Annotated in this window: 14 protein-coding genes; 10 read left to right on the top strand and 4 right to left on the bottom strand. The window is 67.5% G+C overall.

Annotated features, from left to right (window positions below; genetic code table 11):
- The first annotated feature begins 123 nt into the window (after positions 1-123).
- A complete protein-coding gene (locus Q1K70_RS11435) occupies positions 124-933 on the top strand; it encodes a YkgJ family cysteine cluster protein (protein ID WP_300159399.1) in 810 nt (269 codons plus the stop codon).
- Between the two features lie 135 nt (positions 934-1,068).
- Positions 1,069-1,482 (top strand): hypothetical protein, encoded by a 414-nt coding sequence (locus Q1K70_RS11430; RefSeq protein ID WP_300159396.1) that lies wholly within the window; start codon positions 1,069-1,071, stop codon positions 1,480-1,482.
- Here the strand turns inward: Q1K70_RS11430 and Q1K70_RS11425 are convergent, their stop codons facing one another.
- Positions 1,483-2,682 carry a hypothetical protein gene (locus Q1K70_RS11425; protein ID WP_300159393.1) on the bottom strand — a complete coding sequence of 400 codons (1,200 nt, stop codon included), beginning with the start codon at positions 2,680-2,682 and terminating at the stop codon, positions 1,483-1,485.
- Positions 2,679-3,185, bottom strand: a complete 507-nt coding sequence (locus tag Q1K70_RS11420; protein WP_300159390.1) for a hypothetical protein — start codon at positions 3,183-3,185, stop codon at positions 2,679-2,681. The genes Q1K70_RS11425 and Q1K70_RS11420 overlap by 4 nt, the downstream gene beginning before the upstream one ends.
- A 311-nt stretch (positions 3,186-3,496) precedes the next feature.
- Between Q1K70_RS11420 and Q1K70_RS11415 the strand changes: the two genes are divergently transcribed.
- The 5 genes from Q1K70_RS11415 (at position 3,497) to Q1K70_RS11395 (ending at position 9,202) form a co-directional block, all read left to right on the top strand.
- Positions 3,497-4,048, top strand: coding sequence for a chemotaxis protein CheW (locus Q1K70_RS11415; protein WP_300159387.1), 552 nt, complete (start codon positions 3,497-3,499; stop codon positions 4,046-4,048).
- A 103-nt stretch (positions 4,049-4,151) separates the two neighbouring features.
- Positions 4,152-6,263 carry a methyl-accepting chemotaxis protein gene (locus Q1K70_RS11410; protein ID WP_300159384.1) on the top strand — a complete coding sequence of 704 codons (2,112 nt, stop codon included), beginning with the start codon at positions 4,152-4,154 and terminating at the stop codon, positions 6,261-6,263.
- Positions 6,264-6,310: 47 nt separating this feature from the next.
- A complete protein-coding gene (locus tag Q1K70_RS11405) occupies positions 6,311-8,482 on the top strand; it encodes a chemotaxis protein CheA (RefSeq protein ID WP_300159381.1) in 2,172 nt (723 codons plus the stop codon).
- Positions 8,483-8,514: 32 nt separating this feature from the next.
- Positions 8,515-8,847 (top strand): STAS domain-containing protein, encoded by a 333-nt coding sequence (locus Q1K70_RS11400; RefSeq protein WP_300159377.1) that lies wholly within the window; start codon positions 8,515-8,517, stop codon positions 8,845-8,847.
- Positions 8,840-9,202: a response regulator gene (locus Q1K70_RS11395; protein ID WP_009179869.1), complete on the top strand. Its 363-nt coding sequence runs from the start codon at positions 8,840-8,842 to the stop codon at positions 9,200-9,202. The genes Q1K70_RS11400 and Q1K70_RS11395 overlap by 8 nt, the downstream gene beginning before the upstream one ends.
- Positions 9,203-9,364: 162 nt before the next feature.
- Here Q1K70_RS11395 and Q1K70_RS11390 read toward each other — a convergent pair whose 3' ends face one another.
- Both Q1K70_RS11390 and Q1K70_RS11385 read right to left on the bottom strand, forming a co-directional pair.
- Complete coding sequence (locus tag Q1K70_RS11390) at positions 9,365-10,723, bottom strand: glycerate kinase (protein WP_300159364.1); 1,359 nt, start codon at positions 10,721-10,723, stop codon at positions 9,365-9,367.
- Positions 10,724-10,807: 84 nt separating this feature from the next.
- Positions 10,808-11,341 carry a hypothetical protein gene (locus tag Q1K70_RS11385; RefSeq protein WP_300159362.1) on the bottom strand — a complete coding sequence of 178 codons (534 nt, stop codon included), beginning with the start codon at positions 11,339-11,341 and terminating at the stop codon, positions 10,808-10,810.
- A 642-nt stretch (positions 11,342-11,983) separates the two neighbouring features.
- Here Q1K70_RS11385 and nudC point away from each other — a divergent pair.
- The 3 genes from nudC (at position 11,984) to Q1K70_RS11370 (ending at position 14,886) form a co-directional block, all read left to right on the top strand.
- Positions 11,984-12,877, top strand: coding sequence for an NAD(+) diphosphatase (gene nudC / locus Q1K70_RS11380; RefSeq protein ID WP_300159359.1), 894 nt, complete (start codon positions 11,984-11,986; stop codon positions 12,875-12,877).
- Positions 12,878-12,967: 90 nt separating this feature from the next.
- A complete protein-coding gene (locus tag Q1K70_RS11375) occupies positions 12,968-13,405 on the top strand; it encodes an Rrf2 family transcriptional regulator (RefSeq protein WP_300159356.1) in 438 nt (145 codons plus the stop codon).
- A 179-nt stretch (positions 13,406-13,584) separates the two neighbouring features.
- Entirely contained in the window at positions 13,585-14,886 is a 1,302-nt protein-coding gene (locus tag Q1K70_RS11370) for a cytochrome ubiquinol oxidase subunit I (RefSeq protein WP_300159354.1), read from the top strand.
- Positions 14,887-14,963: the final 77 nt, after the last annotated feature.

Here is a 14,963-nt window from a genome sequence, read left to right as displayed (position 1 = left end):
CCGCCGCCTTGCCGATCAACGGTCAATTTCCGTTTTTCGCCCCCCTGTCAAGGCAAGCCGGGCCGGCCGGTTGCCAAGCAGCGTCGGCGGAAGTAGAAGGCCCGGGCAAGGAGCCATGCCGCCATGAAAGATCTCAACGACGCCCTGGCCGAAACCGAGGTCGACGCCACCGACGCCTTCCTGAGTTCCCTGCCGGAACTGAGGCCCGGGGAATCCTTTTGTTTCGCCTGCCACCCCGAGGTACCCTGCTTCAACGCCTGCTGCTCGGACCTCACGCTCATGCTCACGCCCTACGACATGCTGCGCCTGCGCCGGGCGCTCCACATCTCTTCGGCCGACTTCCTCGCCCATTTCGCCCAGCGCATCGCCATCCCGGACACGGGCTTCCCCATGCCCCGGCTCAGGATGCGCGAGGAGAAGCGCAAGCGCTGCCCCTTCGTCTCGGCCGAAGGGTGCAAGGTCTACGCCGACCGTCCCGGCGCCTGCCGCACCTATCCCCTGGGCCGGGCCAGCCGGCTCGGCGAGGACGGGCAGGTGATCGAGCAGTTCTTCGTGGTGCGCGAACCCCATTGCCAGGGCTTCGAGGAGGCCGCCAGCTGGGACGCCGCCGGTTGGTTGGCCGACCAGGACCTGGCCGCCTACAACCGCTGCAACGACCGCTACATGCGGCTCATGGCCCTGGCCCGGGGCAAGGGGGCGCGGCTCACCGACAAGCAGGAGCAGATGGTCTGGCTGGCCTTGTACCAGCCCGACGCCTTCCAGGAGTTCATCGCCAAGATGGACCTGTTCCGGCTGGTGGAGATCGACGAGGAACGCAAGGCCCGGGTCCTGGCCGACGAGGAGGAGGCGCTGTCCTTCGGTCTGGACTGGCTCGAGCTGGCCTTTTTCGGCATCGAGGAAGGGCTGCGGCGCAAGCGCCAGCCCATGCCGTAAAACGCTTCCCGCCGCGACGGGCCGGCTGGGAGGCCTCCCGTCGGCCGTCGCGAAAACGCCCTTCCTGGCGCTTCCCTTGCATGTTTTTTCCGGTCCGGCAGTTTTTGCCGTAACCTTCGACCGGGAGAAGCGTCCATGTCCTTCGACGCCGCCGACGTCCTGGCCCAACTCGACGCGCGCCTGCGCACCCGGGGCTACAGCGGGCTGACCGCCGCCCCGCCCGATTCCGGAACCGACCCCGCGCCGTTCACGACAGCCATGTCCGAGGCCAGGCGCGCCTTCGAGAGCCGCCCCCGCATCGGCTACGCCGAGGACGGCCTGCCCGTGACGGGGCAGGAAAAAACGGCCTGTCTGGCCAATATCGAGGATCTGGCCCAAAAGGCCGTGGCCCGAGGGGAAGACCCCGACGGTCTCCAGTTTCTGCTCGCCAGGCTGCCGGTGCACGACGGCCTCATGGGCCCGATGCTCGGCTATGAAATGCTGCCCCTCGTGCGCCTGACCGCGCCCCTTCCCCTCGCCGAAAACCAAATCTCCCCGGTCGAGGCCTGATCAGGGCAGTCCCCAACCCTGCCGCCCCTCCTTGTAGAGGCGCTCCGGCAGCACGGCCAGCACGGGCGCGGCGGCCGGGTCGAGCCAGGCGGCAAGCCCCGCCGCCGCTTCCTCGGGGCAGCCCACCGCTCCGCCCGTGGGCGGGCCGCCGGCCGGCCGGGTGTTGAGAAAGACGCAGGAGCCGGCGTCCGGCTCGGGATTGTCGCGGTTGTGGCCGACGACCACGCCCCAGACGTTGGCCCGGTCGTCGCGCACCATGCGCTCCTGTTTGGCCGTCCCGCCGACGGCGCGCTCGCCCGGACCGACGATGCGGCCGAAAAGCGGCGAGGAGGCGTCGGTCACGCAGGCCGTGCGGTCGGTGAGGACGTGGTAGGGAAGCCGCACGCCGGCCGCCTTGGCCGCGGCCTCGTCGGCATAGCCGAACGCCTCGGGCAGGCTGAAGAAACCGGCGGGCGTGCGGCCGTCGCCCTGCTTCCTGACCGGCCCTTGGGGCAGGGCAACGAGCCCGCGCCCGACGCCGAGGCCGTTTCTGCCGAGCTGGCACGGCACGGGCTGACCGGCCTCGCGCCAGGGAGCGTCGGGGCCCTGGCGCTCGAACCGGCGCAGCACGCCCTTGCTCGAGGAAAAATCCGGGGCAACGACCAGAATCAGCTGGCGGCAGGCACCCAGGGGAAAGCCCTTGGAGGCCTCCGGCCGGCCGGCGGCGGCCTCGGCCGGCGCGGCCTGCCGGGCCGGGACCGGCGGCGCGGGCATCTGGGCTGCGGTCGGCGCGGGCACGACACCCGCCGTGGGAGCGTTGGCCGCGACGGCGGCGGCCTGGGGCGCGTTGGCCGCGACCTGGACGGGAGCCGGCGGGGCGGCCAGGGCGGGGACCGCCGCCGTCCCGCCGCCGGGCTTGCCCGGAAAAAGGCGGCCCGCTCCGGGCTCGGCTCCGGCGGCAGGCGGGGCCGCCTTGCCCTTGGGCGGGGCCTCGAGGTCGGCGGCCAGGGACTGGCGGTAGTCCGGGGCCAGCACCGCCGCTCCGCCGGGACCGCGACGGTGCACGTCCTCGGGCCGCACCACCGGGGTCTTGCCGGTGACCGTTTCCTTGTCGCTCGGGGGCGCGTCGTCGGAGCAGCCCCAAAGTCCGGCCAGCAGCGCGGCCACGAGGAACAACCCGGCCGCGGCCGCCTTGCGGCGGCAAAAAAGCCCCCGGCTCATGCCTGGTCCGGCTGCGCGTCGGCGTCGGACGGAGGCGCGGGCTGGTCGGCCTGAGCCTTGTCCTTGCGCCTGGGCCGCCTGGCCCCGGCCATGAGCGTCGCCAGCTTTTCGGCGGCCTTGGCGGCCTCCTCGCCCTTGCCCAGGAAATGCATCTCGCCGCGCGGGGAGATCCAGTGCCAGCCGGCCGGCTTGACCAGCTCGGTCGCACCGTGCTTTTCCAGAAATTCCAAAGCCTTCGCTGATTCGAGCTCCACCGTCAGGGAAGCCAGCAGGGCGTCGGCCTCGAACACCGCCGCAGCATTGCGAAAGATTTCGAACGCGCCGTGGGCCACGTCGAAAAGAGAGAAATCGCCCTTGGTGCGTCGCCCGGAAAGCACGGCCTCGAGCTGCGCCAGATCGGCGCGCAGGGCCTTGAGCTCCTTAAGCGCCGCGTCGCGGGCCGCTTCGCGCCGTTCTTCCAGAGTCTTGCCGACAGCCGCCGTGGCGGCGCGTTTGGGGGGCATCGCAACCTCGCTTGTTTTTTCCGATTATAGGACCAAACGCGCCGAATGTGGAGCGCAAAGTCCTTGTGCCTCCCGGAGGCGGCGCGGGCGTCTGACGCATCGCCCCCATGGACGACTCCCGCCCGCTCGACCCGGCGGACAGGCCCGAGCCGGCCTGGTGCAACACCCGAATTCGACATGTGGAATCCATAAAAAAGCATTGTCCTGGCAACGACATCTGTGTATCGTCGCGACCATGGGCTCGTCCTGTCGTCGCCTCGAAACGCAAATCGGCCGATTTGCAGAACCCAAAGGGGAATAAAGGGATCGCCATGGCCGTAACCGCCCAAGCCGAAAGCCAACGTTTCCTCACCATGACCCTCGGTCATGAAATTTTCGCCATCGACATCTTCTCCGTGCGCGAGATCCTCGACTACACCGACATTACGCGGATTCCGCAAACGCCCGAATTCATGCGCGGCGTGGTCAACGTGCGCGGCAGCGCCGTGCCCGTGGTGGACCTGCGCATGAAGTTCGGGCTGGGCCAGGTGGAGCGCACCCTCAACACGCGCATCGTCATCGTGGAGATCCGCCACGACGACGCCGTGTCGGTGATGGGCGCCCTGGCCGACTCGGTCAAGGAAGTGCTCGAGCTCGAGACCGACCGCATCGACCCGCCGCCCCGCATGGGCGCGGCCGTGCGGGCCGACTTCATCAGGGGCATCGGCAAGCACGCCGACCGGTTCATCCTGATCCTCGACGTGGACAAGGTCTTTTCCAGCGACGAGATCCAGGACATGTCGCAGATGTTCGCCGAGGGCGCGCCGTCGGCCCCGGGCGCTCCCTTTGCGTCGGCCCAGGTCGAGGAAGAATTCGTCCGCTGATCGCGAATGCGAGGGGTTTCCGGCCGCGCCGGGCGCCGCGCCGTGTCGCCATGACCGCCATACGGGCCGCGGACAGGGACATCATCGAGGAAAAGGTTCCATTATGTTCAAGAATCGCGGCCTCGCCTTCAAGCTCAGCCTCGGGTTTTGCCTGCTCATTGTCTTCACCGTCATCGTGGCCGCCGTCGCCTACAAGAGCCAGGATGCGCTCCTCGACCGGACGAACAAGATGGACACGGTCAACACCATCAGCGACGCCATCACCGCCGCCCGCATGGACATGCTCTATTACATGAACTCCGACGAGACGGCGCGCCTGGACAGCTTCCGCAAGCGCCTGGGCACGGCCAAGGACATGGCGCAAAACATCAAGCGCTCCCTCGAGGACCCGCGAAACCGCGAGCGCATGGACGCCATCATCGCCGAGGCGGCCGCGTACGAAGCCGGCCTCGGCCGGTATCTCGAAACCCAAAAGAACCAGCGGGAAACCCTCAAGGCTTTGGTGGATGCGGCCGGTGAACTGCAGAAAGCCGCCGAGGCCCTTTCCCGGCGTCAGGCCGAAAGCCTGTCCAAGGCCGTGGCCGGCGGGGCCGAGGCGGTGGCGCGCACGGCCGCACTGGGGCAGCGCGTCGAGTTTCTCGTCCAGCAGTTCCTGCGTTCGCGCATCGAGGTCCTCTATTATCTCTGGAAGGGCGATAAAAGCCGCATGGACACCGCTCGCGGCATCCTGGAAAAGCTGATCGCCACCGGGCGGGAAGCCTTGCCCCTCATGGCCGTCTCCGAGGAACGCTCCCTGCTGGAAGACATCCTCGCCCGCGCCGAGACATACAAAAACAGGATGGAAGGCTTCATCACGGCCTCCGAGGCCCAGGCGGTCGTGGTCAAGGAGATGGCCGCCGCCGCCGACAAGGCGGCCAAGGTGGCCGACGAGGCCGTGGACGTCCAGCAGGAGAGCATGCACCGGGAATCGCGCAACGCCACCATCGCCAACGCCGTCGCGGCGGCGGCGGCCATCCTGCTCGGCGCGCTTTTCGCCACGCTCATCACCAAGGGCATCCTGCGCGGCGTCAAAAAGGCCATCGCCGCGGCGGACGCCGTTTCCCACGGTGACCTCGACGCGGACGTCACGACGGACGGGCGCGACGAAATCGCCATGCTCCTTTCCGCCATGGGCCGCATGATCGAAGCCGAGCGGACCACGGCCGAGGCGGCGGGCAAGCTGGCCCAGGGCGACCTGTCGGTTTCCGTGGCTCCGCGTTCGGACAAGGACGTGATGCTTTTGAGCCTGGCCGAGATGATCGAACGGCTGCGCGACGTGGTGGGCGAGGTCCAGTCCGGGGCGGAGAACGTGGCCTCGGGCAGCGAGGAGATGAGCGCCTCGGCCGAGTCCCTGTCCCAGGGGGCCACGGAGCAGGCCTCGGCCGTGGAGGAGTCCTCCTCGGCCATGGAGGAGATGGCCTCGAGCATCAGCCAGAACGCGGACAACGCCAGCCAGACCGAGGCCATCGCCGTCAAGGCCGCCGGCGACGCCAGGGAATCCGGCCAGGCCGTGACCCAGGCCGTGGCCGCCATGAAGGAGATCGCCGGCAAGATCTCCATCATCGAGGAGATCGCCCGGCAGACGGACCTGCTGGCCCTCAATGCCGCCGTGGAGGCGGCCCGGGCGGGAGAGCACGGCCGGGGCTTCGCCGTGGTGGCCTCCGAAGTCCGAAAACTGGCCGAACGCAGCCAGGCGGCGGCCTCGGAGATCACCCAACTGTCGCGCTCCACCACCGGCGTGGCCGAACGGGCCGGCGAACTGCTGGCCAAGCTCGTGCCCGACATCCAGCGCACCGCCGACCTCGTCCAGGAGATCAACGCCGCCAGCCAGGAGCAGTCCACCGGCTCGGGCCAGGTCAACAAGGCCCTGCAACAGCTCGACCAGGTCATCCAGCAAAACGCCTCGGCGGCCGAGGAACTGGCCTCCACTTCCGAGGAATTGTCGGCCCAGGCCGAACAACTGCAGGCCAGCATCGCCTTTTTCCGTCTCGACACCGGCTCCGCGCCCCCCCGTCCCCTGCCCCAGGCGGCCAAGGGCAAGGCCGGAGCCCGCAAAAGCGGCGCCAAGATGGGCGCAACGATACGAAAGCCTGTTGCCTCGACGGTCGAAAACAGGAAAGATGCCGCCATGTCCATCGACATGGACAATGACGACGATCAGTTCGAACGTTTCTAACGCCCGCTCCGCCCGGCGGAAGGCGCTTGAGACGACGGAGGCGCGCCATGTCGGAGATCGATCCGTCCATCGCCATCTACGTGGAAGAAACCCGGGAGCTGCTCGCCGAACTGGAACGCGGCCTGCTGGACCTGGAAAACGATCCTTCCGACATGGAGCGCGTGGACGCCTGCTTCCGGGCCATGCACACCATCAAGGGCGGCGGGGCCATGTTCGGCTTCGAGGAGATTTCCCGCTTCACCCATGACGTGGAAACCGTGCTCGACCGCGTGCGCGCGGGCGCGCTGCCGGTGACCCGGGAACTGCTGACCCTGACGCTGGCGGCCAAGGACCACATCCTGGCCCTGCTCGAAGCCCCGGCCGAGGCTGGCCCGGATCTGCGGGAGGCCTCCGACGCCCTGCTCGATTCCTTCGCCGCCTTCCTGCCCGAAGCCCGCGAGGAAGCGGCCGAGGCCCAGGCCTCGCCTTCCCAGCAACACCCTACGGCCACCCTCGACGGGGAGACCTACGCCTGCGAGGCCGAGCCCGGGCCGCCCTCCATCTATTGGGTGCGCTTCCGGCCCGCCCCCCGCATCCTGCACAGCGGCAACGACCCCGTGCGCCTGCTGGCCGAATGCGACGGCCTCGGCCGCGCCCGGGTGCTGCGTCACGGCCCCATGCCGGACCTCGACGCCCCGGACTTCGACCCCGAGGAGACCTACGGCGTCTTCGACGTGATCGTGCGCACGCCCTGCGGCGGCAACGACCTGCGCGACGTGTTCATCTTCGTGGACGGCGACTCGGACGTGCTCGTCGAGCGCATCCACCGGGGCACCCTGCGCGACGCCGACCTGGACGAGCTCGTGCGCGCCCTCGCCGGCCTGGACGCCGCGCCGCCCGAGGTCGTCCTCGACGCCCTGTCCCAGGCCCTGTCCGCCAAGCTCGCCTTCATCACCGAGGCCAAAGCCCGCGTGGCCGAGAAGACCGCCCGCCTGACCGGCGCCGAGCCGTCCAAGCAGCGCCAGACCGCCCCGTCCACGGCGGCCGCTTCGACCACCCTGCGCGTGGACGCGGCCCGCCTGGACAGCGTGGTCAACATGGCCGGCGAGCTGGTCATCCTGCAATCCCGCCTGCGTCAGGCCGTGCAGGCCCGGGACCTCGACGCCGCCGCGGCCGTGGACGAGGACCTGGAACGCCTCACCGACGCCATGCGCGACGTGGCGCTCGGGCTTCGCATGCTGCCCATCGGCACGGTCTTCAGCCAGTTCACGCGGCTTTTGCGCGACCTGTCCGCCACGCTGGGCAAGGAGGTGGACTTCGAGGCCCGGGGCGGCGACACGGAGCTCGACAAGACCGTCATCGACCGCATCAAGGACCCCCTGGTCCACATCCTGCGCAACAGCCTCGACCACGGCGTGGAACCGCCGGACGCCCGCGAGGCGGCCGGCAAGCCCCGCCGCGGCCGCATCACCCTGTCGGCCAGCCATTCCGGCGGCAACGTGGTCATCGCCATCGTCGACGACGGCCGGGGCATCGACGTGGCCGCCGTGCGCAAAAAGGCCGTGGAGCGCGGATTGCTGCCCGCGGACGCGGACGTCAGCGAGAAAGAGATCCTGGAGATGATCTTCGCCCCCGGCTTTTCCACGGCGGAGAAAATTTCCGACATCTCCGGCCGGGGCGTGGGCATGGACGTGGTCAAGCGCAACATCGAGGCCCTTCGCGGCATGGTGGAGCTGGAAAGCGTCCTCGGCCAGGGGACCACGGTCACCATCAAGCTGCCGCTGACGCTCGCCATCATCGACGGCTTCTCCGTGGTCGTGGGCGGCGACTCCTTCATCGTGCCCCTGGTCAACCTGCGCGGCTTCCAGGAACGCTTCCTCGCGGGCGAGACGCGCACCGTGGAGAACATGGAGCGCATGGGCGAGCTGATCCCGGTAGTCAGCCTGCGCCGGCTCTTCGATGTGCCCGGCGACCAGCCCGGCTACGAGCGGGTGGTGGTCACCGAGGTCGAGGGCGAGATGGTGGGCTTTTGCGTGGACAAGGTCGTGGGCCGCCAGCAGGCCGTGATCAAGAGCCTCGACGACTGCTACCGCCACCTCAAATGGATTTCCGGCACGACGATCAACGGCGACGGGAGCATTTCGCTGATCCTCGACGTGCCGCAACTGGTGCGCTTCGTGCGCGGCCAGGAGGACTCCCGCTTGCACGCGGCCAGAGCCTCCCGTACACTGACCCAGTAGACCCGGATACGGGCGACAGGAGCGGCTGCGACATGGAACTGCACCAAAAACGGGAAGGCGACCGCCTCACCCTGGCCATTTCCGGAAAATGCACGGTGGAGCACGCGGCGGCGCTACGCGCGGCCCTGCTCGAGGCCGTGTCCGCCGGCCCGAAGCTCGGCCTCGACGTCTCGGGCGTCGAGGAGGCCGACGTCACCTTCCTGCAACTCCTTTTGGCCACGGCCCTGACCATGGAGCGCGAGGGCGCGTCGCTGCGGCGCTCGGGCGCGCTTTGCGAGGCCGTCCGGCAGGCGGCCCACGTCTCGGGCTTCGATCAGACGCCCCCCCTGCAAACTTTTTTCGCCGATGAGGAACGCGATGGCTAAGCGAATCATGACCGTGGACGACTCGGCGAGCGTGCGGCAGATGGTGGCCTTCACGCTCAAGAAGGAAGGGTACGACGTCATCGAGGCGTCCGACGGCAAGGACGCCTTGTCCAAGCTCAGCGGGACCGTGGACATGGTCATCACCGACCTCAACATGCCCAACCTCGACGGCATCGGGCTCATCAAGGGCATCCGCGCCCAGGCCGCCTACAAGTTCATCCCCATCGTCATGCTCACCACCGAATCCCAGGCCGGCAAGAAGGCCGAGGGCAAGGCCGCCGGGGCCACGGGCTGGATCGTCAAGCCCTTCACCCCGGACCAGCTCGTGGCCGTGGTCAAGAAAGTCCTGCGCTGACCGCGTCCTTCCCCTACGTTCGCCCGCCCGGCCCGGCCCAGCGCCCGGCCGGGCTTTTTGTTGTCCGGACGTCGTCCCGCCTCGCCTCATCCATGCCCGCGCACGTCCCCTTCGAGGGAATACGCCTCGCCCTCCCCCGACGAATCGGCAGGGGGACGCCGGCTAGGGCGTCAGGAGCACCTTGATGTCGCAGACGTTGGTATTGGTGGGCCCGGTCTTGAGCAGACGGCCCACGGCCTCGAAGTAGTGGTAGGCGTCGTTGTCGGCCAGGTAGCGCTCCACGGACAGCCCAAGGGCCAGGCCCCGGCGCAGGATGTCCAGGGAGGCGAACGCGCCCGTGGCGTCGGTGGGGCCGTCGGAGCCGTCGGTGGAGGCGGCCAGGAACACGGTCTCCTCGGCGTTTCGGGCGTCGCGGGCCAGTCCGGCCAGGTAGGCCAGGGCCATTTCCTGGTTGCGCCCGCCTTTGCCGTGGCCGCGAAGCGTCACGGTCGTCTCGCCCCCGGCGATGACGCAGGCCGGACGCGGCAGCGGCACGCCGTACTCGGCGATGTCCCGGGCCATGCCGAGGAACAGGTTGGCCATCTCCCGGGCCTCGCCGGTCAGGTGGGACGTCACCACCACCGTGGCGTAGCCGAGCGCCGCCGCCTTGTCGCGGGCGGCGAGCAGGGCCTGGAAATTGGTGCCCACGAGCACGGTGCGGGTGTGGGCGAAGACCGGGTCGCCGGGCTTGGGCGTGTCCGGGGCCCGGCCGGCGGCCACGTCCTCGAGCACGGCCAGGGCCTCGGGGGCGATGGTGTCGGCCACGCCGTGGCGGGTAAGCACGGCCAGGGCGTCGGCCCCGGTGGTGGGATCGGGCACGGTGGGCCCGCTGGCGATGACGTCGAGGTCGTCGCCGACCACGTCGGAAAGGAGCAGGCCCAGGCAGGCGGCCGGGGCGATGGCCTCGGCCAGCCGGCCGCCCTTGACCGCCGAGAGCTTCTTGCGCACGCAGTTGATCTCCTGGATGGTCGCGCCGCAGGAGAGCAGCACCCGCGTGGTCTGCTGCTTGTCGGCCAGGGTCAGGCGGCGTCCCGGGAGGTCGATGGGCGCGGCCAGGATGGCCGAGCCGCCGCCCGAGACCAGGACGATGACCAGATCGTCCGGCCCGGCCTCGACCGCCAGCTCCAGCACGGCCTTGGCCGCGGCGGCGCTGCGCGCGTCGGGCACGGGATGGGCCGCCTCCAGCAGGCGCACCCGGGAGAGCTTTTCCAGATAGCCCTCCTTGACCGCCACCACGCCCCCGGTCAGGCGTTCGCCAAGCAGGCGCTCGAGTCCGAGCGCCATGCGGGCCGAGGCCTTGCCCGCGCCGAGCGCGAAAATGCGCCGGAAGCGCGAAAGGTCGTACTCGTGGCACTCGGTTTCCGTGCTCACCCGCAAAATGTCTCCGGACAGGGAAAGCACTCGGGCCATCATGGCCAGGGGATCGACCCGGTCGAGTCCCGCCCGGAAAATGGCCTCGGCATCGGCAACGGCGTCGCGCATGGCATTTCCTCCCCTTTTGCGGTACGGGCGGGTGCGGCGTTGTTTTGGAACTGCCAGGAGCCCGGGGAGGCGTCAAGACGGCCGTCAGGCCGCTGGGAAACGAAACGACGCCGCCGGATCGCCCGCCTTGAGGCGTTGCGGGTTGCGGGCCGCATGGTTTGGGCGCAGCCGCTTGCCCTTTGGGGCGAGGCTTCGCTTCGGGTCGCGAGGTCCTTCGCGCCGGTGCGCTTGAGGCTCTCCGTTGCCATGCGCTTCCACTCGCCTGCCCTGTCCGATCCGACAGACAGTGGCCGCAATGGCCGCGATGCGCCCCTTTTCGCCGTGGCTGCGCACGGGGCCTTTGAGGCGACGAGGCGCGAAACAGTGAGGCTCTCGATATTGTTGGCGCAAGATGAAAGGGAATCGTCCAGCACGATCGCCTTTCGAATCTTGGTCGACTTCCACGTCGGTCATGTCGTTGCCTTGTTTGTCGGCGGCAAGTCCTTCTGCCTTGATATCGACGGCGTTGCGGCCGGCATCGTCGCCGACCGGTCCCAGCGCCGGAGCTTGCGTGACCACGACGACCTTTTGTCCCGGCTCAGGTCCGGCCGCCGGCTGCGGCACGCCAGCGCGTACCATGCATCCGGCGGCTATCATGGAGACATGGGCGAGCAATGCCCGCTCGCAAAAAGATTCTCACGTATACGATTCCTTTGACCGGTCGAGGTTATGTTGCCAAAATCAATGGAATATTAAATACAGTATAATCAGTAGCCCGGCTGGCACGCCAAGAATCCAGGCCAGAAAATATTTTCCCATTTGCACACCTCCCGAACGATTGTTTATGTTGAGAATACAAGTTGGAAAGCACAATACCCGACACAATAAATCTAAATTACTGAAAGCATCTTTGCGCAACTTATCGGATATCACCGAAAAATTGTTCAATTATATTGAATTTTACTAAAAAATTTCCTGCAGTATTAATTCAAAATACCTTGCACTACATCAGCATTGTTTCGTCGGCAAATCCAGACCGACTTATCTTTCCCCTTAGCACGCATTTTTTCTTTCTGACAATCTTTTTATTCAATTGCTGAAATATTCTCTTGCCCAAAGCTTCCTTCTAAATCATATACGGTCGTTTTCACAGGCGATCGCCTCCGGCGACAGGACGTGATTTTCCTGTCCGTCCTGGCCTTCCGACTCGGTTTGGCCTATTCAGGAACGCATCGGCACCAATCCGGCCCGCCGGACGGGCCCAAACGCCGCGAGCACGCCATGCCCTATCCCGACGCCGTCAACCTCGCCTTCAACCGGGCCGTCATCGAACCCGACTTCGCTTTTTCCACCCCGGACAGGGACCGGCCGGACGAACCCGGCTATTGGCTCGTCCTTCGGGAAAACGACCTGCTCGTGCGCCAGGCCCCGGACGGCGACGGCTTCTGCCTGCCCTACGGCCGTGGGCCGCTGGGCGGCCCCTACGCCGTGACTCCGGTCTTCATCGGCACGTGGCTCGGCCGGCCCCTTCGCACCGCCAGGCTCGTCCCCGAAGCCGGTTCAGCCCCGGGACTCGCCGCCGTCCCTGCCGGCTACCGCTCCACGCTCCTCGACGAAAAACTGCTCAGTCTGGCCGGCATAGCCCGGCAAGTGCTCCACTGGCGCGACCGCAGCCGCATCTGTCCGGCCTGCGGCGGCGCGCCGCGCGAGATCGCCGGCAGTTTCGGCGCACGCTGCCCGACCTGCGCCCGGGAATACTACCCGCGCCTGCATCCGGCCGTGATCGTGCTCATTCGTCGGGGCGAAGAGTATCTGTTGACGCGAAAGCCCGGCTGGCCCGCCGGACAGTACGGCATGGTGGCCGGTTTCGTGGAGTTCGCCGAATCCTTCGAGGAGTGCGTGGTCCGGGAGGTGGCTGAGGAGACCGGGCTGGCCGTGACCGACATCCGCTACGTGGGCAGCCAGAACTGGCCCTTTCCGAGCCAGATCATGGCCGGCTTCACGGCGCGCTGGGCCGGCGGCGAACTCGTGGTGGACACCACGGAGCTGGAAAGCGCGGCCTGGTTCTCGGTGAAGAATCCGCCCCTCGTGTTGCCACCGCCGACGAGCATCGCCCGCTTCATCGTGGACCGCTGCGCCCCGGAACTGGTCGCGGCCGCCCTGGCCCGAAAATAACGGCGACCTGCAAGGGAAATCCGTTGACAGACCCGCACGGCCCATATATAGGACTAATCAAATCCGACTAATCCAAGTTGAGGGCCCGCCATGCGTTTGACCCGAGCCGGCGAATACGCCATCCGCTGCCTGCTCTACCTGTCCATGCACCGCGACCGGCCGGTGATCGGCCGCAAGGAGATCGCCGAGGCCATGGACATCCCGGCCCAGTTCCTGGGCAAGGTGGCGCAGCAGTTGGCTCGGGCAGGCATCATCGCCATCCGCCAGGGCGCCCAGGGCGGCTACGAACTCGTGGCCCGCCCGGAAGATATCACGCTTTTATCCGTGGTCGAGACCATCGACGGGGAAATTTTCCTGAACGACTGCATCCACCGTCCGGGCAGCTGCGACCGGCAGGGGTTTTGTTCGGTGCATCTGGTGTGGGAGCGGGCCCGAAAGCAGCTCCGCGACACCCTGGCCGGCACCACGCTGGCCAGGCTGGTCGAGGAAGAATCGCAAGGGTGCGCGAAACGGTCTCCCGGACCGTGAAAATACAGGGCCGCGCAAGCGGAAATCGTCGTGGGGCTGGTGCATTTTCCCCGACGCGGTGCTAGGAAGGGGCCAAACCGGCGAACGGGTCGCGGGACGCGACCCGCGCCGGACGAGGCAGCGCCAGGGACGATGCAACGAGGGACCTTTGGACCAGACGGAGGAAAAGGAGACGGATCATGGACGTATTAATGCTTTCCCGGTTGCAGTTCGCCTTCGCCACATTCATCCACTTCATCTTCGTGCCGCTCACCTTGGGCCTGTCGCTTATCGTGGCGGTCATGGAGACGAAGTACGTGCGCACGGGCGACGAGACGTACAAACGGATGGCCAAGTTCTGGGGCAAACTCTTTCTGATCAACTTCGCCCTGGGCGTGGTGACGGGCATCACCCTGGAATTCCAGTTCGGCACCAACTGGTCGCGCTACTCGGAATTCGTCGGCGACATCTTCGGCTCGCTCCTGGCCATCGAGGCCACGGCGGCCTTCTTCCTGGAATCGACCTTCATCGCCGTGTGGGTGTTCGGCTGGGAGAAACTCTCGCCCAAGCTGCACGCCGTATGCATCTGGCTGGTGGCTTTCGCCGCCAACCTGTCGGCCCTGTGGATTCTTCTCGCCAACGGCTTCATGCAGCACCCGGTCGGCTACGTCATCCGCAACGGCCGGGCCGAACTGTCGAGCTTTCTTGAAGTCGTCACCAACCCCTACGGCTGGAACGAATTCTTCCACACCGTGACCGGCGCCTGGGCGCTCGGCGGCTTCTTCGTGGTCGGCGTGTCGTCCATCCACCTGCTGCGCAAGAGCAACGTCGACTTCTTCACCAAGTCCTTCCGCGTGGGCGCGGCCTTCGCCCTGATCTTCTCCATCGTCGTGGCCCTGGTCGGCCACCGCCAGGGCAACATCGTGGCCGAGGTCCAGCCGGCCAAGCTCGCGGCCATGGAATCCCACTGGGAAACCCAGAAGAACGCCCCCATGTACCTCCTGGCCGTGCCCGACCCGGCCAACGAGGGCAACAGCATCCAGATCGGCCGCATTCCGAGCATCCTGAGCCTCATGGCCTTCAACGACCCCTCGGCCGAGGTCAAGGGCCTCAAGGACTTCCCCAAGGAAGACCGCCCGCCCGTGACGCTGACCTTCTCCGCCTTCCGCCTCATGGTGGGACTCGGCACCCTCATGCTGGTGCTGGCCGTGCTGGCCTTCATCGCCCGCCACCATCCGGCCGAGAGCTCGCCCAAGCTGCTGAAGGCCTTCATCTGGACCATCCCCGTACCCTACATCGCCTTGCAGGCCGGCTGGGCCGTGGCCGAGGTCGGACGCCAGCCCTGGATCGTCTACGGCATCATGCGCACCAGGGACGCGGTTTCGACCCTGGCCGTGGAGCAGGTGGCCATCAGCCTCGTCGCCTTCTTCGTGGTCTACATCCTGCTCGCGGCCCTGGACATCTTCCTGCTGGCCAAATACGCCCGCAAGGATCCGGCCTAGGGCCCGCGCGACACGGGAAGCCTTTTGACGCAACATAGCCCGAACCCGGCCCGGCCGGTTGCATAGCAAGGAGAATG

The sequence above is a fragment of the Solidesulfovibrio sp. genome, from assembly GCF_029978005.1.
GTDB lineage: Bacteria > Desulfobacterota > Desulfovibrionia > Desulfovibrionales > Desulfovibrionaceae > Solidesulfovibrio.
The sequence above is the reverse complement of the archived record's forward strand: the minus strand, read 5'-3'. Positions and strand labels throughout refer to the sequence as shown.